This window comes from Mesorhizobium sp. USDA 4775 (genome assembly GCF_054062655.1).
Genome location: NZ_JBSSFM010000001.1, coordinates 1460376 through 1480120, shown reverse-complemented (window position 1 = coordinate 1480120; position 19745 = coordinate 1460376). Strand labels below are relative to the sequence as shown.

General features: G+C 63.0%; 18 protein-coding genes. 9 read left to right on the top strand and 9 right to left on the bottom strand.

Translation table 11 applies throughout. The annotated features are described in order from the left end of the window. Positions 1 to 9: 9 nt before the first annotated feature. Together ACVILI_RS07370 and ACVILI_RS07365 are read right to left on the bottom strand one after the other, a co-directional pair. Positions 10 to 1032, bottom strand: coding sequence for a glycosyltransferase family 2 protein (locus ACVILI_RS07370; protein WP_019862841.1), 1023 nt, complete (start codon positions 1030 to 1032; stop codon positions 10 to 12). Positions 1033 to 1096: 64 nt separating this feature from the next. Continuing rightward, a complete protein-coding gene (locus ACVILI_RS07365; RefSeq protein WP_027047681.1) occupies positions 1097 to 2221 on the bottom strand; it encodes a nucleotidyltransferase family protein in 1125 nt (374 codons plus the stop codon). Positions 2222 to 2738: 517 nt separating this feature from the next. Between ACVILI_RS07365 and ACVILI_RS07360 the strand changes: the two genes are divergently transcribed. The 6 genes from ACVILI_RS07360 (at position 2739) to ACVILI_RS07335 (ending at position 8626) form a co-directional block, all read left to right on the top strand. Then, positions 2739 to 2891, top strand: a complete 153-nt coding sequence (locus ACVILI_RS07360; RefSeq protein ID WP_010913078.1) for a lasso peptide — start codon at positions 2739 to 2741, stop codon at positions 2889 to 2891. 136 nt (positions 2892 to 3027) lie between these two features. Further along, positions 3028 to 3327, top strand: a complete 300-nt coding sequence (locus ACVILI_RS07355; RefSeq protein ID WP_019862839.1) for a PqqD family protein — start codon at positions 3028 to 3030, stop codon at positions 3325 to 3327. A gap of 148 nt (positions 3328 to 3475) precedes the next feature. After that, positions 3476 to 3826 (top strand): lasso peptide biosynthesis B2 protein, encoded by a 351-nt coding sequence (locus tag ACVILI_RS07350; RefSeq protein ID WP_236952180.1) that lies wholly within the window; start codon positions 3476 to 3478, stop codon positions 3824 to 3826. Further along, positions 3823 to 5745, top strand: coding sequence for a lasso peptide isopeptide bond-forming cyclase (locus ACVILI_RS07345; protein ID WP_240564580.1), 1923 nt, complete (start codon positions 3823 to 3825; stop codon positions 5743 to 5745). The genes ACVILI_RS07350 and ACVILI_RS07345 overlap by 4 nt, the downstream gene beginning before the upstream one ends. Then, complete coding sequence (locus ACVILI_RS07340) at positions 5742 to 6773, top strand: phosphoenolpyruvate carboxykinase (ATP) (protein ID WP_038651731.1); 1032 nt, start codon at positions 5742 to 5744, stop codon at positions 6771 to 6773. The genes ACVILI_RS07345 and ACVILI_RS07340 overlap by 4 nt, the downstream gene beginning before the upstream one ends. A gap of 8 nt (positions 6774 to 6781) precedes the next feature. Then, positions 6782 to 8626 carry an ABC transporter ATP-binding protein gene (locus ACVILI_RS07335; RefSeq protein WP_038651728.1) on the top strand — a complete coding sequence of 615 codons (1845 nt, stop codon included), beginning with the start codon at positions 6782 to 6784 and terminating at the stop codon, positions 8624 to 8626. Between the two features lie 24 nt (positions 8627 to 8650). Here the strand turns inward: ACVILI_RS07335 and ACVILI_RS07330 are convergent, their stop codons facing one another. Beyond that, on the bottom strand, positions 8651 to 8926 hold the full coding sequence (locus ACVILI_RS07330; RefSeq protein ID WP_010913072.1) for a hypothetical protein: 276 nt from the start codon (positions 8924 to 8926) through the stop codon (positions 8651 to 8653). Positions 8927 to 9527: 601 nt separating this feature from the next. Between ACVILI_RS07330 and ACVILI_RS07325 the strand changes: the two genes are divergently transcribed. Together ACVILI_RS07325 and ACVILI_RS07320 are read left to right on the top strand one after the other, a co-directional pair. Beyond that, positions 9528 to 10205, top strand: a complete 678-nt coding sequence (locus ACVILI_RS07325; RefSeq protein WP_027047680.1) for a sugar transferase — start codon at positions 9528 to 9530, stop codon at positions 10203 to 10205. An 84-nt stretch (positions 10206 to 10289) separates the two neighbouring features. After that, positions 10290 to 11549 (top strand): polysaccharide biosynthesis/export family protein, encoded by a 1260-nt coding sequence (locus ACVILI_RS07320; RefSeq protein WP_038651722.1) that lies wholly within the window; start codon positions 10290 to 10292, stop codon positions 11547 to 11549. A gap of 185 nt (positions 11550 to 11734) precedes the next feature. Here the strand turns inward: ACVILI_RS07320 and ACVILI_RS07315 are convergent, their stop codons facing one another. Together ACVILI_RS07315 and ACVILI_RS07310 are read right to left on the bottom strand one after the other, a co-directional pair. After that, entirely contained in the window at positions 11735 to 12334 is a 600-nt protein-coding gene (locus ACVILI_RS07315; protein WP_038651719.1) for an NADPH-dependent F420 reductase, read from the bottom strand. A 155-nt stretch (positions 12335 to 12489) separates the two neighbouring features. Next, the gene (locus ACVILI_RS07310; protein ID WP_027047679.1) at positions 12490 to 13224 is read right to left on the bottom strand and encodes an SDR family NAD(P)-dependent oxidoreductase; all 735 of its coding nucleotides are present in this window, start codon (positions 13222 to 13224) and stop codon (positions 12490 to 12492) included. 282 nt (positions 13225 to 13506) lie between these two features. Between ACVILI_RS07310 and ACVILI_RS07305 the strand changes: the two genes are divergently transcribed. Beyond that, positions 13507 to 14403 (top strand): LysR family transcriptional regulator, encoded by an 897-nt coding sequence (locus ACVILI_RS07305; RefSeq protein WP_038651712.1) that lies wholly within the window; start codon positions 13507 to 13509, stop codon positions 14401 to 14403. A 100-nt stretch (positions 14404 to 14503) separates the two neighbouring features. Here ACVILI_RS07305 and ACVILI_RS07300 read toward each other — a convergent pair whose 3' ends face one another. The 4 genes from ACVILI_RS07300 to ACVILI_RS07285 all read right to left on the bottom strand — a co-directional run bounded on the left by ACVILI_RS07300 (position 14504) and on the right by ACVILI_RS07285 (position 19736). Next, the gene (locus tag ACVILI_RS07300) at positions 14504 to 15817 is read right to left on the bottom strand and encodes an O-antigen ligase family protein (protein WP_038651709.1); all 1314 of its coding nucleotides are present in this window, start codon (positions 15815 to 15817) and stop codon (positions 14504 to 14506) included. Positions 15818 to 16151: 334 nt separating this feature from the next. Next, positions 16152 to 16979, bottom strand: a complete 828-nt coding sequence (locus ACVILI_RS07295) for an SDR family NAD(P)-dependent oxidoreductase (protein ID WP_038651705.1) — start codon at positions 16977 to 16979, stop codon at positions 16152 to 16154. Between the two features lie 70 nt (positions 16980 to 17049). Then, the gene (locus tag ACVILI_RS07290; protein ID WP_019862825.1) at positions 17050 to 17535 is read right to left on the bottom strand and encodes an acetone carboxylase subunit gamma; all 486 of its coding nucleotides are present in this window, start codon (positions 17533 to 17535) and stop codon (positions 17050 to 17052) included. Continuing rightward, the gene (locus tag ACVILI_RS07285; protein ID WP_038651702.1) at positions 17532 to 19736 is read right to left on the bottom strand and encodes a hydantoinase B/oxoprolinase family protein; all 2205 of its coding nucleotides are present in this window, start codon (positions 19734 to 19736) and stop codon (positions 17532 to 17534) included. The genes ACVILI_RS07290 and ACVILI_RS07285 overlap by 4 nt, the downstream gene beginning before the upstream one ends. Between the last annotated feature and the right edge of the window lie 9 nt (positions 19737 to 19745).

Genomic DNA, 19745 nt, shown 5'->3' with positions numbered 1-19745 from the left:
TCCCGCCCCTTACCGCTCCTTGCCCGCACTGGTCCCGGCCATCAGGAAACGCAGCGGCGGTACGCGCTTTTGCCCGGACACAAGGCCAACGCGCCGAAACAGTGCCTCCAGCTTGTCGGAGGCCACGCCCTGGACGATGGGGACCAGGTTGGATTGACTTGCAAAGGCGTAGGCCGCGGCCGAAGCCAGCCCGCGCTCGGCCTTCACGTCGAGGAAATTGCGCAGCCGGTATTTGTCGCGCACATGCCGCTCGTGCCGCCGCAGCACCGCCTTGGAGCCTTCCGGCAGGCTGTCTATCGCCAGCAGCGCCAGATCGGCGTCGGCCAACCGCTTCAGGTCCTGCGTCTTGTGGCGGCCGCTGAGCGAATCAGCGCGTACGATGGCGCCGTAGCCGCAGGAACGGATGACCTTGAACCGCGCGCCGTGGGCGACCGCTCGGGCGTAGAGCTCGTAATCCTCGCCCAGCCGCAGGCTTTCGTCGTAGCGCAATCGGTGCCGGTCGAGGAAGGCGCGGCTGATCACCGGCTTCAAGAAGCCAAGCTCGCCTCTCTGCACGCGGCGCCTGGAGATGTTGCCTTCGACGAAGCGCTCGAAGTCGAGGAATTCCGGATCGGCGGCAAAATCCGGGGCGACGATCTTGGTCGCGTCGCTCGTCGCATCATCCCTGATGAGCATGATGTTGTCGGCCGCGAAATCCCAGTCGGCGGCGGCAAACAGGTTGCGGAACCGGCCCTCGAGGAAGAAGTCGTCGGCATCCAGAATGCTGATGAACGGCGCTTTCGAGCCGGCGATCGCGGCATTGCGAGCGAAGGAGGGGCCACGATTGACGTCGAGGCGCATGACCCTGAGCCGGCCGCTGCCGTCGTCGGCGGCGCGGGCGACCTCGGTCGTGTTGTCGGTGGAGCCGTCGTCAACGACGACGACCTCCGCCACCTCGGGTTCGCGCAATGCGGACGCGATGGCGACCGCGATCGTGCGTGCCGCATTTTTGGCCGCGATGATCACGCAGACCTCTGATTTCGTCATCGACATGGGTTAGCCTCTTGCACAGGTTCCGATTTGCCCTCGCCCTGTACGTATTGCGACGCCACCGCCATCACGGGCTGGCCGGCCGCTCGAAGATGCGGCGACTGAGATCCGCCGACGCTGCCCAGCCGGCCTCGGCCAGGTAGCGCACGGGAGCCCTGCCGCACAATTCCCACAACACCGTTCGCCGCTGCGGCCACCGCAAGGACGACAGCCATGGCGCGATAACCATGTTGAGCAGGTCATCATTGCCGATGCGCGACAAGATCGGCTTGGCCCGCTCCGACAGAACCGTGCCGGTGGCGCCCAGCAGTACATCGGCGGCGCGCAGGCCGAGCAGCAACGTGTCGTCCAGCCCCTGGCTTACCGCTGCATCCAGCACACGCTGCTGATCGGCCTCGCCAAGACGGTTGGCGCTAGCCCTGATATCGCAGACATAGCCGGCACAGGGTTCGTGGTTGAACAGGGCCTTGGCGACGCTGATGCAGGACAGCATCAGCGTGTCGGCGGCCGACGTGAAGGGCACTTCGGTGCCGGTGATCTCGACCAGCCGCTTGCGCCGCAGGAAGCCGTCGGCATCGCGCGGGCTGGGCGAACCGGGCTGCTGGAGGCGATAATGAAGGTCGACCGTGGACGGTCCGTTGCCACGGATCATGTGCTGTTCGCCAAGGAAGCGCACCCACCAGACGGAGCGTGACTTGCCTGAGACCTCATAGCCGATCGAGCGCAGCGCATCGCGTGCTTTCGAGAATCCGGCCGGGGAAACCAGGATGTCGACATCGCCCGAAGGCTTCATGAAATGGTCGTCATAGAGCAGATGCTGCTGGAAGGGACCTTTGAGAAAGACGAAATCGATCTGCCTGTCGCGCAGCGCCTTATGGATCGCCATCGAATCCATGAGACAGGCGGCGTTCATCGAAACCGTCCGCCGACGATAGGCGTCGAGCCATTGGAAAAGCTCGGCGGGCCTTTCGCTGGCCGGGGCGCGCGACAGCGCTTTCAAAACGAAGGTGGCGACCTTGTTCAGCCTGGCGATATCGGCGACGGCGGTGGCGGAAAGGCTCGGCGTCGACACATCGCCGGCCGCAGCCGCCGCGCCTGAGAAATACAACCGCAGGCAGGCCTGCACATAGGCAATCTCGTCGGCACAGTCGGCTGCGCGCAGTCGTTCATAGGAACTTTCCGGCAAGGCCATTGAGCGCATAGTCTCCAAAATGCGGTTTGCACGACGTTTATGCTGCAGGTGCGAAACAAAGCATCCTCAAAAAGCTCGACGCCGTAAAGTCTTTCCTTTCACAGCGCGAAATTTTGCAACCAGAGCGTTTGCCGCCGTTTCTCGAGCAGCGCAACATACGGCTGAAATCCCGACCCAATCGAGGCGGCTTCAGCTGATCATCGACACCGGCTGGCTAACAAGAATTCATCTTTTTAGCCATGCCTAAAAAAGCGCCACCGCCATGAACTTTTTATGCAAGCAAATTCAATTGCTTAAAGAATAGCCCGTGCTGAAGGCAGACTGCACCGAGCTTCAGCTCGACAGCGGCCGAATCTTGAGCATTCCGTACACGTATGGTGACGCCCGCAACCCGTAATTGATTAACCAGAAGTAAATCAGGCTTGACTCATAAATGTTGCTATGCAGCTATTGCATCGCAGCATGAAAGTGCTGACGGCACTCGACAGGCCGTTTCCAGTCCTCATTGGAGAGTAAAATGGAACAGAATGTTGAAAAGCATGAGTACGAAACGCCAAGCCTGACGGTACATGGTTCGATCGAAACCATTACCCAGGGCGGTGGCGGCAGCACGGCAATCGACGCGTCGTTTCCGGCGCACACCCCGATTGGCGATCTGACGTTCTCCTGAGACCAGCTTGGTTCTGGAGGAGTGACGTTGGGCCTCCAGGATTGAAGACCGTAAATGGAGCCGGGGATGAAAATCCCCGACTTTCCGCTTTTGAACTGACGACGCGTAGACCGTGTGTTGCTAACGAGGTTTTGGCATGAACTGGAACCCATCCGAGCACGATTGCGTAAGTGCCACCGGGGATGCGGTGGCCTGTGAATTCGGCGATGGCCTCGCGCTTCTCAACCTGAAATCCAATATCTATTACAGCCTCAACAGCGTCGGCGCGTTCATCTGGGAGCAAATCCAGGAGCCGAAGTCGATCGCCGATATCCGCAGCGCTGTGCTTGCGCGCTACAATGTCGACGCCGAGCGCTGCAAGGCTGACGTCGACGCCTTGCTTAGGGGCTTCGCCGAAAACGGACTTGCGAGGCTGCACAATGAGGCACTTGTCTAGGCAGGTTCCGCCAAAGGCCATGATCTCGCGGCGGAGACCTGCGACGGACCAGAGACCGAGGCCTGCCAACCGCCGGCCCGGCCGGGGATTGGCCAGGGTCCTGTCCCTGAGTGGCCCGGAAGCACTTTTCCTCTGTCATTGCCTGCTGGTGGTCGCGACCGTCCGGCTGGGGCTGACCTTGTTCTCCTACAACCGTGTTCGCGGCATGGTGACCCGACTCAACGCGCGCCAGTGCGCCAGCATGGGCGAGCTGCGGCTCGTCGCCTGGGGGGTTGCCGCTGCCGCACGGTTCGTTCCGCGCGCCTCCTGCCTTACCCAGGCGCTTTCGGGCCAATACATTCTCGCGCGCCAGGGCAATGCCTCCAACATCCGCATCGGCATCGAACGCGGCACGGGCGAGCAGTTGAAGGCGCATGCCTGGCTGGTCAGCGACAACCATGTCGTGCTTGGCGGCTCCGTCGATGGTTTCGCGCATCTGGTCGACCACGGCAGCCGATGAGCGGCGTCGCCGGAATCCTGCTGCGACAGGACCCCGCGCCGGTGGACGCGGCAAGCGACATCCAGCGGATGCTGGCCCGCATGCGCCATCGCGGACCCGACGGAAACTCCTGGTGGCTGGACAGCGGCATCGCGCTCGGCCACGCCTGGCTCAACACCACGGATGAAGCCGGTCCCGGCCCGCTGACGATGGCAGGCGGCAAGCTCGCCATCACCGCCGATTGCCGGCTGGACAATCGCGACGAGCTGATGGCGAGGCTTGGCATACGCGACAGGTCGGTTGCGGACGCCGTATTGCTGATGCGGGCCTATCTGCGCTGGGGCGAAGCCAGCCCCGCGCACCTGGAGGGCGATTTCGCCTTTGCCATCTGGGATGCCGAGCGGCAGCTTTTGTTCTGCGCGCGCGACCATTTCGGGGTCAAGCCATTCTACTATCACGCCGCGGACCGGCGCTTTGCCTTTGCCTCGGAGATCGGGCCTATGCTTGGGCTTGACGGGGTCGGCGTGCGCATCAGCGAGCACCGCATTTCGGGATTTCTGGCCGGGCTTCCGGACGACCCGCAATCCACCCCCTACAGCGATATCTTCAGCCTGCCGGCGCGCCACAGCCTAACTGTCACCGCGCAGCAGGTGGTGCTGCGACGATACTGGCAGATCGAGCCGTCGGCACGACCGCCGCGGTCGGATGCGGCGGAGGAATTCGCGCATCTATTTTCGCAATCGGTGCGCAACCGCATGCGCGGAAGCCAGTCGGTCGGCGCGATGCTGAGCGGCGGTCTCGATTCCTCCTCGATCGCCTGTGTCGCCGGCCTGCAGAACGCCGCCGAGCGGAAACCCAGGCTGCCGACCTTTTCGCTGGTTTTCGAGAAGGGCTCTTCGATGGACGAACGGGTCTTCATCGATGCCGTGCTCGATCAGCAGAAGACCGATCCGACACTGATCCCTGTCGGCAATTATGCGCCCTTCGCCGAGTTCGAGCGGGTGCTGGAGGAACAGGAGGGCACCTTCCTGGCGCCGGGCCTGACGCTGACCCGCGGCATTTACCGGACGGCGGGCGCAAAAGGCATCAAGGTGCTGCTCGACGGCCATGGCGGCGACGAGGTCGTCTCACAGGGACACGGCCATCTGCACGAGCTTGCCAATGGCGGAAGGTGGCTGGACCTTTGGCGCGAGGTTCGCAGCGCCTCCGACACTTATGGCGACAGCACGCTCGGCCTCTATTTCCAGTTCCTGACCCTTTACGGACCGGCATGGCGCATCGCCAAGGCGAGACAGCTGGCGAACCGTGCCCTGAACAGGATACGCAAGCCCACGCAAATGCAGCGCGGCCGCAGCTGGCGCGACCTGATCAATCCGGACCTGGCCAGGCGGACCGAACTCATCGACCGCTTCCATCGGGCCGGCTACATGCCGCCCGGCGTCCAGGCCAGCGACGCGCTCAGCCATCGCTGGATCCTGTCCAACGGCTATGTGCCGCACTCTTTCGAAGTGCTCGACAAGGCCGCGGCCAATTTCGGCGTCGAGCCGCGCTATCCGTTCTGGGACAAGCCGCTGGTCGAATTCTGCCTGGCGCTGCCAGGCGAGGAGAAACTCAGCCACGGCTTTGGCCGCTACGTGTTGCGACGGGCCATGGAGGGCATCCTGCCGGCGGCGGTGCAGTGGCGGCGCGACAAGATCGATTTCACCGCCAATCTCGTCAACGGCATGGTGCGCAACCACCGCGACCTCCTGGAACAGCTGCTGGTTTCGGATGCCGGCCGTATCGCGCCCTATGTCAACCTGCCGCAGGTGAGCGCCGCCTATGCGCGGCTGCTGCGCCAGCCCGATCAGGCAGCGCCGCTGGATGTCCAGTATGTCTGGCGTTCGGCCTCGCTGTCGCTGTGGCTGCGGCAGGTCCAGCACAGCGGGAGACACGCATGACGCCTCCCAACCAGCCGCTCGCCACATATCTTGACGATCCTCCTTCCGATGGCCAGACGATGCGGGAGCGGCGCTACTACCGGGCCTATGGCCTGACCGTGGCGTCCGACGTGGCGCTGCCCGAGCTGGAGCCGGCCGAGCCGGCTGCGGCGGATATACTGATCGCCATCGGCACGATCGACATGCCGAAGCCTTCGTCCGAGGCCGCGACGATCTTCCGCTTCGAGCCGGACCGGCAATATCTGGCTTGGCATGCCGTCGGCTCCTTTCTGATCAGCAATGCCAGCCGCATTGATATCGAGCCGGCGCCCGGCGTCGATGACGCCCTGCTTGCCTTTCCACTGCTCGGGCCGGTGATGGCGCTGCTGCTGCACCAGCGTGGCCTGCTCGTCCTGCATGCCAGCGCCATCGCGGTGGCCGGCAGGGGCGCCATCTTCATGGGCGACAAGGGTGCCGGCAAATCGACCACGGCAAGCGCGCTGATCCGGGCCGGTCATCATCTGCTTACCGACGATGTCGTGGCGCTGCATCTCGCCAGACCGGACGCGCCGATGATCGTTCCGGGCTTTCCCCAGATCAAGCTTGCCGCCGACGCGGCGGCCGCGATCTCGCTTGGCCAGGCGGAGGTGCGGCCGCAAGTGCATCCGGCGATCGAGAAGATGCAGCATCGCCTGCATGGCGCCTTCTCCGGCGGCATGGTGCCGGCGACCAGGATCTATGTCCTCGAGCGCGGCGCGAAGGCCGCGGTCTCGGCCTTGCCCGGGATTGCCGCCCTGCCGGCGATCATCAAGTTCTCCTATGTGACGCGCTTCGGCCGCGCGGCGCTCTCCGGCGATTTCGCGGCGCTGCACCTTCGCCAATGTTCAGCAATCGCTAACCATGTCGGCGTGTTCCGGCTGGAAGTTCCGACCGGCCTCGACAGGATTGGCGAGGCCGTGGCGCTGATCGAAAGCGACCTGGCGGCCGGGGATCTGGCGGCCCAAGACCTCATGACCGGAGATCTGGCGGCCGGCCGTCGGCAGCGGTGAGCGCAATCATGTCCAAATCCTCGATCCTTCGCCTGTCGCTGTTTCGCGATGTCGCCGCGTTCGGCGCCGTCATCGCCCAGATCGGCGGGCGGCGGACCTGGACGGCGCTGCTGTTCCTGATCCTCGGCAGCCTGACGGAGGGTATCTCGATCCTGCTGCTTGTGCCGCTGCTGCACCTTGTCGGGCGCGCCGACCAGGATTTCGCGGTGCGGCTGCCGAACAATGATTTCGTGCGCTGGCTGGTGCCGGAGGGAACGCTGCAGCTGACGACGGTGCTGTGCGCGCTGGTCGGGCTCGTTGCCGTGCAGGCCGCGTTCAACCGCTTCAAGTCGGTCTACATGGCCAGGCTTCTCTTCGATTTCATCAACCGTTTGCGCATGAACCTGTTCGAGAGCATCGGCAAGGCGCGCTGGGGCGTGTTCTCGCGCATGCGCAGCTCCGATCTCGATCATGCCCTGACCGGCGATATCGATCGCGTCCAGGGCGCCGCCTTCTCGCTGCTGATGCTGGTGCAGATATCAGTGCTTTTGGTGGGCTATCTCGTGATCTCGATGTTCATTTCACCGGTGATGACGGCGTTTGCGATCGTCATCGGCATCGTGATGTTCATAGCACTGCAGCCGTTTCGCGCGCGCGCCACCGCTTTCGGGCGTGTCCTGACCAGCAATCGCCAGGATCAGTACCGCACGGTCTCGGAGTTCCTCGGCGGTATCAAGGTGGCCAAGAGCCTGAATGTCGAGGCCAGCTATTTCGCGCAGTTGCAGTCGACGCTGGAAAAGATGAAGGCCGACAACATCGACTATGTGCGCAACAGCTCGATCGGCACCGCGGTGTTCCAGGTGGCGAGCGTCGTGGGCCTCAGCCTGTTCATCTATGTGGCGCTGGTCCGCTTCAACCTGTCGCTGGCCGAGATTGTCGTGCTGCTTCTCGTCTTCATGCGCATCGCGCCGCGCTTCATGGACATGCAGACCCAGGCCCAGCAGGTGCTGATCAACCTGCCCGCCTATACGGCCATGCGCAGCCTGCAGGCCCGTTTCGACGCCGAGCGCGAGCCTGGCCATGCCGAATCCGAGAATGCGCAAAAGCTGTCGCTCGATACCGGGCTGAATATTCGCGGCGTCTCCTTCGGCTACGATGACGGCTCCGGCAAGGCAGTGGTGAGCGACATCACCTTCGGCCTGCCGGCCGGCAAGGTCACGGCCCTGATCGGCCCCTCGGGATCGGGCAAAAGCACGATCGCCGACATGCTGCTCGGCCTGCTCGAGCCGACCGCCGGCAAGATCCTAGTCGACGGCGTCGAGATCGATGCCGGCAATCGCCGGCGCTGGCGCGATCAGGTGGCCTATGTGCCGCAGGACGTGTTCCTGCTGCATGACACGATCGCGGCCAACCTGCGCCTTGCAGCGCCGCAGGCCAGCGACGACGATCTGTGGACCGCTCTGCGCGCCGCGCATGCCGGTGACTTCGTCGAACGGCTCGACCAGCGGCTCGAGACCGTGGTCGGCGACCGCGGCGTGCGGCTCTCGGGCGGCGAGCGTCAACGCATTGCGCTGGCGCGTGCGCTGCTGCGCAAGCCGTCGCTGCTCATCCTCGATGAGGCGACCAGCGCGCTCGACTGGCAGAACCAGTCGCTGATCGCCCGGTCGATCGACGGCTTGCGCGGCGCGATGACCATCCTGACCATCGCGCACCGGCCGTCGATGATCGCCTTCGCCGACTGGGTGGTGGCGATGGAAGACGGCCGCGTCGTGGAGGTCGGCCAGTATCAGCGGCTGAAGGCGAAGCCGGCGAGCCGGCTGTCGAGGATGCTGTCGGGGGAGCAGTCGGAAACCGAACCCGCCAATGTGGCCTGAGGTCGCGGATATCCTTTGCAGGAACTAGTGCAGGCTGCGCCGGGCGTTGCCCAGCTTCTCGCCTTCGGTCACGTCTGGCGAACTCAGCTTTCTCTCGGCTTCACGCAGCCTGTCGGCAGGCGTCGGCGCGCTCCGGGCGATCATGGCATAGACGAGGACGAAATAGCCGGCCTGGATGATCACGGCGCAGATGATGACGCGTAGCAGCGTCATGCCTAGCGACGCGCCACCAAGCCATGACCAGGCGACGACGATTGCAAGAGCGAAAATCATCCCAACGATGAATTTTGGAAGCGACATACCCAACAGCCCATAAACCGGCCCGGGTTTTATCAAACGATAGCCCCACCCGAGCGCCGTCCCTTTGTCATGCGGGCTTGTAAAGGTGCCCGCTATCGACCGGTTGCTTCCGGCCTTTCAACCTGTCGCCACTCTGACAGGTATAATTTGCAATTCTATTAAGGCGAGCAGGAGGCGGCAAGGGCAACAGCACATATTTTTGATTGAGCTCGCGGGATCGACTCTGCCATGCTGCAACGCACACCACCGCAATTCACTCAACCTGCAGGAGCCGACCCGTTTCAGTACAATTCCCAATATTATGTAGTATTTTATGTTAATAGTTGGGAACTTAGCGCCTTCCTAAAGCTCTAATATGTACCATTCAGGGCCTGCGAGAACGCCTTGCCCCAGATTCGCCCCAAAAAGGTCCGCATTTTTTTAAGCTTGCCCATTTATTGTCACAAATGTGCTAAACATCCCGAAAAATGTGCATCGCTAGCTTATTATTTAGTCAATTCATGACGTGACTATTTCAATGGGCCAGGAAATTGTGTGTTGCGCTGCAACATTTTTTTGGTATCGTGTGGTGAACCATTCGTTCAACGCATGGAGTTTCCGCATGAGGGATATTGCCAAGTCGGCCACGGCGGACTTTTCGCAGGCTGACACCGATTTTCCGCCGCCGATCGGCGGCCTCATCAAGCGCAGCTTCGACATTTTCGGTTCACTGGTTGGTCTGATCGCTCTCAGCCCGCTGTTCATCATGGTAGCGCTGCTGGTCAAATTTTCCGACGGTGGATCGATTTTCTACGGCCATCGGCGAATCGGTCGCGGCGGACGGATTTTTCCGTGCCTGAAATTCCGCACCATGGTTCCGGACGGCGACAAGGTGCTGGCCGCCTATCTAGCCACCAATCCGGAGGCCAATGCGGAGTGGATAGCGACCCGCAAGCTGAAGAACGATCCGCGCGTCACCCGCGTCGGCGCGGTGCTGCGTAAGCTCAGCCTCGACGAATTGCCGCAGATCATCAATATTCTGCAGGGCGATATGAGCCTTGTCGGTCCTCGCCCGGTGGTGCGCGACGAGTTGGAAATCTACGGCAGCGCCGCCGTCTACTATCTGAAGTCGCGGCCCGGCCTGACCGGCCTGTGGCAGGTCAGCGGCCGCAACGATGTCTCCTACGACAGCCGCGTCGCCTTCGACCGCCACTATGTCGAGAACTGGTCGCTGTTCGGCGACGTGCGCATCATCATCAAGACCGTGCCGGCCGTCTGGATGTCACGCGGCTCTTACTGACCGGTCGCCGGCACCAGGCATCCGGCGGCAAGCTCATCGGGCGATGGGGCTAAAACGGATCGGAACGTTCAGTTGAAAAAAGATATGTTCGAAGCCTTTGGCAGCGGCCGCTTTTCCGGCCGCTCTCGGCTTATGGCCACCTGCCTTGCGATGTCGCTGGCTTTTCTTCCCCAGGTCGCCATCTCAGGTGAATACCATCTCGGCTCGCAGGACAAGCTCAACATCCGCATCGCTGAATGGCAGACCGTCGAAGGCACGTTCCGCGACTGGACGGCGGTAAACGGCGAATACACGGTCGGCCCCGCTGGCACGCTGTCGGTGCCTTTCGTCGGCGAGTTGCCGGCGGCCGGCAAGACCACGGCGGAAGTCGCGGCGGCAATCGCCGAGGCGCTGCAGCACAAGCTCGCTCTGTCGGACAAACCCGAGGCCTCGGTCGAGATGGCGCAGTTCCGGCCCTTCTATATTTCGGGCGAAGTGCAGAATCCCGGCCAGTTTCCCTTTGTTCCCGAACTGACGGTGCTGAAAGCGATCAGCGTCGCCGGCGGCATCAGGCGCAGCGCCGATTACGGCCCCCAGCTCGGCAAGGACCTGGTCACCGCCAAGGGCAATTTCGATATCTCCGACGACCAGCGCGTCCGGCTGCTCGTCAGGCGCGCCCGCATCGATGCCGATCTGGCCGGCAAGGCAAGTTTCGAAGCGCCGAAAGAGGTCGAGGGCGATCCGCGGCTGCCGACCATCGTCGCCGACGAAATGACGATTCTCACGGCGGACCAGAAGGCGCTGAAGTTGAAGCTCGAGGCGCTCGACGATCTCAAGAGTGTCCTTCAGGCCGAAATCGAATCGCTGCAAAAGAAGATCGTCAACCAGCAGAAGCAGGTCGACTTGGCGCAGCAGCAGCTCACCAGCATCGGTCCGTTGGCGCAGAAGGGCCTGGTCGCCAATGCCAGGCTCCTGGACTCGCAGCAGTCCGTCACCGACCTGCAGGGCAAGATCCTCGACTACGAGACGGCCATCCTCACCGCCAAGCAGTCGATCAGCAAGGCGACGCAGGACGCCATCGACGCCCAGAACACGTTGAGCTCGAGCCTCGCCGCCGACCGGCAGCAGACCGAAGCCGACCTGAACGAGGCCGCGCTGAAGGTGAACATGCAGAAAGGCCTGATCGCCCAGGCCAGCGACCCCGCAACGACTGCCGCCATCACCAACGACCAGCAGCCTACGCTGCTCTATTCGCTGGTACGCAATGTCGACGGCAAGACCAGCGAAATCGCGGCGAAGGAAGAGACACCGGTGCTGCCCGGCGACGTGATCAAGGTCAAGCTGGCGCCACTCGCCAGCCAGTAGGTCACGCGTCCCTCTGAGCGGTTCATCGTTTCACGGAAAGCAGAGCCGCTCCGCGATTTGTTGCGTGGCGATGCCGAGCGGAAACCGGAAGCCCTCGCTTCCGGACCTCGGATTATGACTTGGCCCGCGTTGACTCTCATGGACGGTCCAGGCAGTAGCGCCTCTGACAGTGGTCAGTAAATCCGTTACTGCTCCTTCTTGAACAGGTCCTGGAAGATGAGCTGGCCCCAAGTGCGGCCGCGTGCGTGCACCAGCGCGCCACCCTCGTTGAGTTTTCCCAGCTTGACGGCTGCGAATCCGAGTTGTTTGGCCAAATCCGCCACGAGAGCGGTCGCGTCCTCGTCGTCGCTCGACAGAAAAACCACCCGGTGGCCGCCCTCGACGACCGGATCGGCAGCCAGGGTGGCCGCAGCCAGGTGATTGAAGCCTTTCACGAACCTGGCGCCGGCAAACGCCTTCGCGACGAAGGCGGAGGACGGGAGGCCGTCCAGCTCTTCCGGGACGGGAAACGCGTTCATCGCGTCGATGACCGTCTTGCCTTCCCAGCTCGGCAGGGCCTTGGCGACCTCGCGATGCTCCGCAAACGGGACCGCCAGGATGATCGTGTCGGCCTCGAGCGCATCGCGCAGCGATTTGGCGACGACCGTGGGGCCAATCGCCCTTGCCTGCGGCGCCAACGCCTCGGGCGGCCGGCGGCTCGCGACGGTCACCTCGATGTTCTTACGGGCGAAGGCGTGGGCGAGAGCCTGGCCTATCTTACCGAATCCTATAATTGCGTAGCTCATAGTGCTTCTCCGATCCGTGTTGATATTGATTGCCCGGCCTTCAACGGCGCCGGGTTATCCACTTCGCTGCGTGGCGACTGCTCGCGTAGACGTCCCGCCGTGAACGACTTCGACGCTTCCGGACGGTCAGCCACGTCCGACGATCCGGCGCGAATTCAGATGGCCGAGAAGCCGCCGTCGACAGACAACTCCACCCCATTCACGAAGCTCGAATCGTCTGAAGCAAGAAACACCGCGACAGCCGCGATTTCCTCAGGACGCCCCATCTTTCCCCGCGGGATCAGGGATTCGAACATCTGCTTCGCCTCCTCGGTGAGAACCTGGTCCTGCATCGGTGTGGCGATCGGCCCCGGGCTCAGCACGTTCACGCGGATATTCCTGTCCTTCAGTTCGTTGAGCCAAGTGCGTGCGAATGAACGCAACGCCGCCTTGCTCGCCGCATACACGCCGTAACCAGGAAAACCTTTCACCGAAGCAACTGACCCGGTCATGAGGATCGATCCGCCATCGTTGAACAGCGGCAACGCTTTCTGGACCGTAAACAGCGTGCCGCGCGCATTCAGGTTGAAGGCCGCATCGAAATGCTGCTCGGTAATCTCGCCGAGTGGGACGGCTTCGCCCGTGCCGGCGCTCGCGTACAGGACGTCGATCTTGCCCTTTTCCCGCCTGACTGCGTCGAACAGACGGTCGAGGTCGTCGAGATTGGCCGCGTCGCCGCGCACGCCGGTCACGTTCCGTCCCACCAGCTTGATGGCCTCGTCCAGCGCCTCCTGTCTCCGGCCGGTGATGAAAACATAGGCGCCTTCTTCAACGAACCGCTTGGCGCTCGCCAGCGCCATGCCGCTCGATCCTCCCGTGACGACCGCAACCTTACCGTCTAGCTTTCCCATGACTTTTCCTTTCGTGGTGTCGGGACAGCATCTGCCTCCGAGAACCTCGAAATGGGGCCGCCCTCGTCAGTTGTTGAGTACGGAAGCGCGCACATCGGTGGTGCGAAATCGATCCGGCTGGACAACCGACGCCAGCCCCGACGATCGGTGTCCGCCGTTCGGAACCGGCCTGCTTGTAGGCATGGGCTGTGATGGCCGCCCCGCGCCACCCACATACGAGTTGCCGTACGATGTGTTAGACACCGGCTTTGAAAGGCGCACCTGGCGGTGCCGGATTGCACCATGATCGACTGGGATGACGTTCGCTACTTTCTTGCCGTCGCGCGCGGAGGCTCGGTGCGGGCTGCCGCCGGGCGCCTCGGGGTGAATCACTCGACCGTGCTGCGACGCATCGCCCAGCTCGAGGAACGCCTCGGGGCGCACATGTTCGAAAAGCTGCCCTCGGGCTACCGCCTGACGGCTGCGGGCGAGGAGGTCCTCGAGCTCGCAAACCAGATGGAAGCGTCGTCGCACCAGCTGGAGACGCGCGTCTTCGGGCGCGACCAGAGCGTGCGCGGGCTTCTGCGGGTAACGCTGGCACCGCCCCTCGCGACACACCTGCTCATGCCGGACTTCGCCGATTTCGCGCGTATGCATCGCGACATCGAGATGGAAGTCTTGTCATCCGGCGAGCTGGCGAATCTGACCAACCGAGAGGCCGACGTCGCGATCCGCGTCGTCTACGACCGCAAAACCCTGCCGCTCAATCTTCACGGCCTGAAGGGACCGCAGCTGTTTGGAGGCGTCTATATGTCCCGCGATCGACTGGCCGCGTGGCGTGCGGGCGCGCCTGATCCAATCCGGTGGATCGTCATAAGCAGCCATGGAATCCCGGATTGGGCCAGCGAGGGCGAGGTTCACACCACTGGGGTCCCGTTCAGGATCACGGACGGCGAGGCGCAGATCGTTGCTGTACGGCAAGGGCTCGGGATGACGACACTGCCGTGCTTCGTCGGAGATGCCGACCCCCTGCTGGCGAGGGTGCCGGGCACCGACCTGCACATGTACGGAACGGTTTGGCTTCTCACACAGGGCGAGACACGCAAGACGAAGCGCGTGCGGCTCTTCACCGAGTTCGTATCCCGCAGGCTCGCCGCGCATGCGCCGCTTCTGGCGGGACTGTCCGTATCGCGCGACTGACGCGCGGCAGGTCGACGGCGACGCTTGCAGTGGACAAGTGCCTGCAAGCGAACATTCCTAGCGTCCGACATGAGGTCGAACCCGGTCGCGGGACCGTAGTTCACATCTGATCGGCGGCGGCCGGACGGCCGACATGCCGGGGCCAGGCCGGCTCGCCCCTTGCCGCATCCGCCGGCTCGAAGGCCGGCGACCAGCGGGTGCGGGTGACCGGCAGACGCGCCAGCTTGAAGTAGCTGAAATACATCAGGAAGGAGCCCATAATGTAGGGGTTGAGGACCTCGACCTCGACGAAGGAGCGGATGAGCAGCAACACCATCACGCCGAACAGCACCACCGATTCGGCCTGCCATGCCTTGAAAATTACCGTCGAGACATGGCCGTAGAGCGTGCGCAGCATGATCAGCGAGATCATCACCGCTCCGGTGAAGCCGAGTTCGACAAGCGCCTCGACATAGGTGTTGTGGAAATGGAAGCCGGTGCGGGTGGTGATGTAGAATTCGTTCCACAGCCGCTCGGCCTCGGCAAAGCCCTGCACCCAATAGGCGGCATAGCCGACGCCGAGGATCGGCGAGCGCTGCGCGGCGTTCCAGCCCTGCTCCCACAGATAGGTCCGCCCGGTGAGCGTCGAATCCTTGCCGAAGAGGCCAAGCACGAAGTCCATGAGCCCGAGATTGAGGGCGACAAAGGCCACCACGACGATCAGGCCAGCGCCGACCACGAAGATCACCCGGCGATAGCGCCGTGACAAAAGCTTGGTCATGGCAAGAAGCGCGATCAGCGCCAGAACCGCCGGTATCGAGGCCATCGAGGTAGCGGAATGCGAAATGACCAGCAGGTAGGCCGACAGCAGCACGACAGGCACGGTCAGCATGAAACTCAGCCGGCCACGGCGCAGGAAAGCAAGGAACACCACGGAGAAATAGATGCCGAGCGAGCCGACGAAGCCGATCTGGTTCTTGGACGCAAATGCGCCAACGAAATTGTAGGTGCCGTCAAGGACGTCCTCGGAATAGGCCCCGACCTTGAGCGAATAGAGCATGACGAAGAAGATCCCGATCAGGGCGCCGAGGGTCAGGGTCCGCACGCTGACGGTGCGCGCCGCGACATAGGCACAGGCGATGTGGGACAGGTACTGGACCGCCGTTCTGGCGGTGACGCCGGGCGCCTGCGACCAGAAGATGGAAAAACATATATAGGCCGCGAACAGCAGCGGCAGCCAGGCGCTGGAAAGCTGCCGCAGGAAGCGCCGATAGTCGACCAGGATGAGCGGAAGCCAGACGGCATAGTAGGCCAGGATCAGCACCTGGCCGAAAATGACGGAATAGGAGAACGCCCAGATCGAGACGGCAACGGCAAAAGCGCCATAGACCGAGTTCTTCTCGGGATCGACCAGCAGGGACTTTGGAATTTTCATCTCAGAGTCCCGTCGGCGCGGCCCAAGACCAGCAAACCCGGCAGGCCGCAAGCCGGCCGGCATATCCGCAAAGAGGGCGTGCAATAAACGGCATCTCCATTGTGCAGTGCAATATAGCCTATCGCACCGCATGCTCAATGGCAAATCCGGTCACCTTGTCTTACATCAGAGCCGTTCACCGTTTCGCGGAAACGGCGAACCACTCTAACTCTTTGTTTTGACGCAATTCCTGTGGGAAGACCGTTCACACTTTTCCTGGAATTGCTCCAGCGAACGCAGAGAGATCAGCCGGTGGCCCGCCCCGCGACAGCCGCCTGGATCAGCGACGAGGACGCTACCAGAGTGCTCCGCCGGTGACCTGGATGTTTTCCATGGTGATGCCCTTGGCCAGGTCCGAGCACAGGAACACGGCCAGTGCGGCGATTTCCTGCGGCTGCAGCATGCGCTGCTGCGGGTTGCCCCTGGCGATCTCGGCCATCGCTTCTTCCGCCGTGCGCCCCTTGCCCTCGCGCTCGACGACCTGGGCCACGTTGCGGCGCATCAGTTCGGTCTCGACCCAGGTCGGGCTGATCATGACGCAGGTGACGCCATGCGTCGCGCCCTCCAGCGCCACGCAGCGGGTCAGGCCAAGCAGGCCGGCCTTGGAGGCGCAGTAGGCGGGATTGTCCTTCCAGCCGACTGAAGCCGCGGTCGAGCCGATGTTGACGATGCGGCCCCAGCCACGCTCGATCATGCCGGGAAGCACGGCACGGGTGGCGCGGAAGGCGCCGGTCAGGTTGGTGTCGACGATCTTGTCCCACAGCGCGTCGGAATGGCCGCAGACCGGCTGCTCGGCGGTGGTGCCGGCGGCGTTGACCAAGATATCGGCAGGACCGATGGTGGCCTCGGCTTGCGCCACGAAACGGTTGGTGACCTCGCTGTCGCGGACATCGAGGTGAGCAGCATGCACCCTGGTGCCATGGGCCGACAGGGCCGAGCGCACGCGCTCGATTTCGTCGACGCCGGGATAGTAGGCGGCGTCGGATCTGTCGGCGCCCGCAGGCGCGATGTAGGAGCCGACGGCGACATTGGCACCGGCTTCAGCCAAGGCCGTGGCAATGGCGAAGCCCATCCCGGAAAAGCCGCCGGTGACGATTGCACCGCGCCCAGCAAGGTTTGTCATCGCGTGCTTCTCCAATGGTTGCGGCAGGCAATCAGGTTCCGGAGTATTTGTCGACGCGGTCCGCCTTTCTCTAGAGCGGCTTGCCCAGCCATTCGCGATAGAAGCCTTCGAGATCGGGCTGAAAATCGTGCACGATGGGATAGCCGGGGGCAGCCGCTTCCACCTCGTGCATGGTGCCGCATTCCGGGCAGATGAATTCGCGGATCTCCATCCATTGCGGATCGGGGATATCGCTGTTGGGATAGATTTCGCGCAGCGTCTCCTCGGTGTTGCGCACGATGATCGAAGCCTTGAGCTTCCAGTTCTTGCGATAGTCGCCGAAGGAGTGACCGCATTCGCAGCGTGTCACACGCTCGTCGCCGCTCTGGCAGATGAAGAGGTGATCCGAGACCGGCAGCAGGATCGGGTCCTTCCAGCCGACACGGTCCTGCAGCACCGCGACGTATTTGAAGAAGCGGTCGTCATCCTTGTAGGCGCTCATGACGCGGCGCGTCTGCGGCCAGGGCAGCGTGCCCGCGACCAGATCGGCGATGACTTCCTTGCTGTACGAGGTCATGGCTTTGCTCCCGGCATGAAGATCGATTTGGCGTCGACGTTCCAGAAATCGCTGAATTCCCTGGTGAAGCGCGACGATAGCTTGATCGCGCTGGCGTACATCTTCTTCACCTCGGGCGCGAAGTCGGCCTTCTCGACACGGCAGCGTTCGGTAGCGATCCACTCCGAGACCGGCTTTGCCTGCGCAAGCCGCCTGGCGCGAATTTCGGCGCGGTGGCGCTTGGTGGCCTCGAGGTTGGCGACGGGATAGCCGTCCTCGTCCTCGTCGAGCATGATGCCGAAGATGCCTGTAGCCGCTTCCTTGGTGAGATAGCCGTTCTCGACATCCGTCGCCGTCTTGAGCGGGTCGCGCTCCAGCACGTCGCCATAACCACCGCCGCCATTATAGGAATGGGTGAAGACGTCGCCGGTCTTGTGCGGGGCGGTGATGTAAGGGCCTTCCATCGTCACGTGCTCGCCCTGCAGCCGCAGTTCGAGTTCCGAGCGATGCGGGTTGGTGCCGGTGTGATGCGCCAGCGGCGCCCGCTTTTCGGCGAGTTCGAAGATGTTGCTATCGCGCACCGCGCGGTGCTTCTGGCAGGTTGGCGCCGGGTAGCCGCCGCACATGCCGCCATTGTCGAACACGCGGGAGGAATGTTCAGATGTAACCAGCCTGAGATGGTCGGTCTTGCTGACCAGCCAGGTAGAGATGAAGGAGCAGCCGCCGCGATATTTGCCGGCGCCGCCGGAATTGGGAACGATCGAGCGGCCGATATAGACCATCGGCATGTTCTGTTCCCAGATCTCGATATTGCCCATGTCGGATTCGGGGTTCCAGCCGACATAGGCGGTGTCCAGCCCATCCTTGATGGCCAGCGCGCCGGAACCGGCGGCGGCGCATTCGAAATGCGCCATGCCGAACAGCTTGCCGTACTGGCTGGTGCCGCCCATCTCGATCATCGGGCTGTTGACCTGGCCGACGAAAGCTTCCTCGACAAAGCCGCGCCCGATGAAGGAGCGCGACAACAGCCGCTGGAACACGCCGTAGGCCGGTAGCAGCAAGGCCCATGAGGTGGCGGTCGCCACCATCTCATTGTCCGGATTGGTCCAGGTGCCGTGCGGCAGCTTCAGCTCGGTCGCCATCCAGGCGCCGTCATTGACGAGGCCCTCGAAATTCATGTGCTGGGTGAGCGTCACGAACATGCCGCCATCCATGCCGGCCGGCGTGCAGTTCATCGAATGGTAGCCCCAGGGCTGCGTGCCCTCGAAGTCCATGATGATCTTGCCGTCGGTGGTGATCTCCATTTCGATCGGCATGTTGTAGAGCCAGTCGGGATCGCCGAGCGGCTGATAGCCAGGCTTGCCCGCGGTGACATGGCCGTAGAATGTATGACCGCGATAGATGCCGGGAACCGTGAGCTGGCGCGTGCGGGCGAGCTGGGCACGGCGGCCTTCCTCGATGAATTCCTTCGACACCTGCATCCAATAATCCAGGCCGATCTCGTCGATCAGAGCCTTGACGCTTTCGCGCATGTCGATGCAGGAGGCGACCTTGGCCTTCTCGTCGAGCACCCAATAGATCGGCATGCGCAAATTGCGCTCGCAGCGGATGACATAGTCGCGACGGATCTCGTCGTTCTCGCCGACCTTTTCGGCGCAGACGAAAAGGCCCTCGGTGAAGCGCTCCTGCGCCAGCGCCACATCGCCGCCGGGGGTGATGCCGCCGGCCTCGAGTTCGTGGCAGACCGCGCCCGCCCAGCCGACCAGCTTGCCGGAGTGGAAGATCGGCACCACGTCCATCACATCGGGCACCTGAACGGTGCCGATGAAGGCGTCGTTGTTGGCGAAGATGTCGCCGTCGCGGATGCAAGGGTTTTCCTCGTAGCCGTTGCGGATCATCCATTTGATGAAGCGGCTCATCGTGTGCACATGCACCATGATGCCGTTGGAGAGCGCGATCGCATCGCCTTCCGGCGTGTAGATGGCGACGACCATCTCGCCGACTTCGCGCACGCCCGGCGAAGCCGAGATGCGGCGGGCCATTTCGCGTGCCGAGACGCAATAGGCGCGCAGCTTGGTGTGCAGCGTCTCGAATTTCAGCGGATCCTGGTTGCGCAGCTGCAATTCGGTGATGCCGTCATAGCAGCCGGTCTCTTCCATGAGCCGTTCGGATTCGATCAGCCGTTCGCGGATGCGCAGGGCGGAGGCGGGTTTGTCCAGCATGGCGTTCGC

Excerpts from the sequence above, each read along its gene's own strand:
- ACVILI_RS07370 (WP_019862841.1), bottom strand. The coding sequence starts at position 1,032 with ATGTCGATGACGAAATCAGAGGTCTGCGTGATCATCGCGGCCAAAAAT.
- ACVILI_RS07365 (WP_027047681.1), bottom strand. The coding sequence starts at position 2,221 with ATGGCCTTGCCGGAAAGTTCCTATGAACGACTGCGCGCAGCCGACTGT.
- ACVILI_RS07360 (WP_010913078.1), top strand. The coding sequence starts at position 2,739 with ATGGAACAGAATGTTGAAAAGCATGAGTACGAAACGCCAAGCCTGACG.
- ACVILI_RS07355 (WP_019862839.1), top strand. The coding sequence starts at position 3,028 with ATGAACTGGAACCCATCCGAGCACGATTGCGTAAGTGCCACCGGGGAT.
- ACVILI_RS07345 (WP_240564580.1), top strand. The coding sequence starts at position 3,823 with ATGAGCGGCGTCGCCGGAATCCTGCTGCGACAGGACCCCGCGCCGGTG.
- ACVILI_RS07340 (WP_038651731.1), top strand. The coding sequence starts at position 5,742 with ATGACGCCTCCCAACCAGCCGCTCGCCACATATCTTGACGATCCTCCT.
- ACVILI_RS07335 (WP_038651728.1), top strand. The coding sequence starts at position 6,782 with ATGTCCAAATCCTCGATCCTTCGCCTGTCGCTGTTTCGCGATGTCGCC.
- ACVILI_RS07330 (WP_010913072.1), bottom strand. The coding sequence starts at position 8,926 with ATGTCGCTTCCAAAATTCATCGTTGGGATGATTTTCGCTCTTGCAATC.
- ACVILI_RS07325 (WP_027047680.1), top strand. The coding sequence starts at position 9,528 with ATGAGGGATATTGCCAAGTCGGCCACGGCGGACTTTTCGCAGGCTGAC.
- ACVILI_RS07320 (WP_038651722.1), top strand. The coding sequence starts at position 10,290 with ATGTTCGAAGCCTTTGGCAGCGGCCGCTTTTCCGGCCGCTCTCGGCTT.
- ACVILI_RS07315 (WP_038651719.1), bottom strand. The coding sequence starts at position 12,334 with ATGAGCTACGCAATTATAGGATTCGGTAAGATAGGCCAGGCTCTCGCC.
- ACVILI_RS07310 (WP_027047679.1), bottom strand. The coding sequence starts at position 13,224 with ATGGGAAAGCTAGACGGTAAGGTTGCGGTCGTCACGGGAGGATCGAGC.
- ACVILI_RS07305 (WP_038651712.1), top strand. The coding sequence starts at position 13,507 with ATGATCGACTGGGATGACGTTCGCTACTTTCTTGCCGTCGCGCGCGGA.
- ACVILI_RS07300 (WP_038651709.1), bottom strand. The coding sequence starts at position 15,817 with ATGAAAATTCCAAAGTCCCTGCTGGTCGATCCCGAGAAGAACTCGGTC.
- ACVILI_RS07295 (WP_038651705.1), bottom strand. The coding sequence starts at position 16,979 with ATGACAAACCTTGCTGGGCGCGGTGCAATCGTCACCGGCGGCTTTTCC.
- ACVILI_RS07290 (WP_019862825.1), bottom strand. The coding sequence starts at position 17,535 with ATGACCTCGTACAGCAAGGAAGTCATCGCCGATCTGGTCGCGGGCACG.
- ACVILI_RS07285 (WP_038651702.1), bottom strand. The coding sequence starts at position 19,736 with ATGCTGGACAAACCCGCCTCCGCCCTGCGCATCCGCGAACGGCTGATC.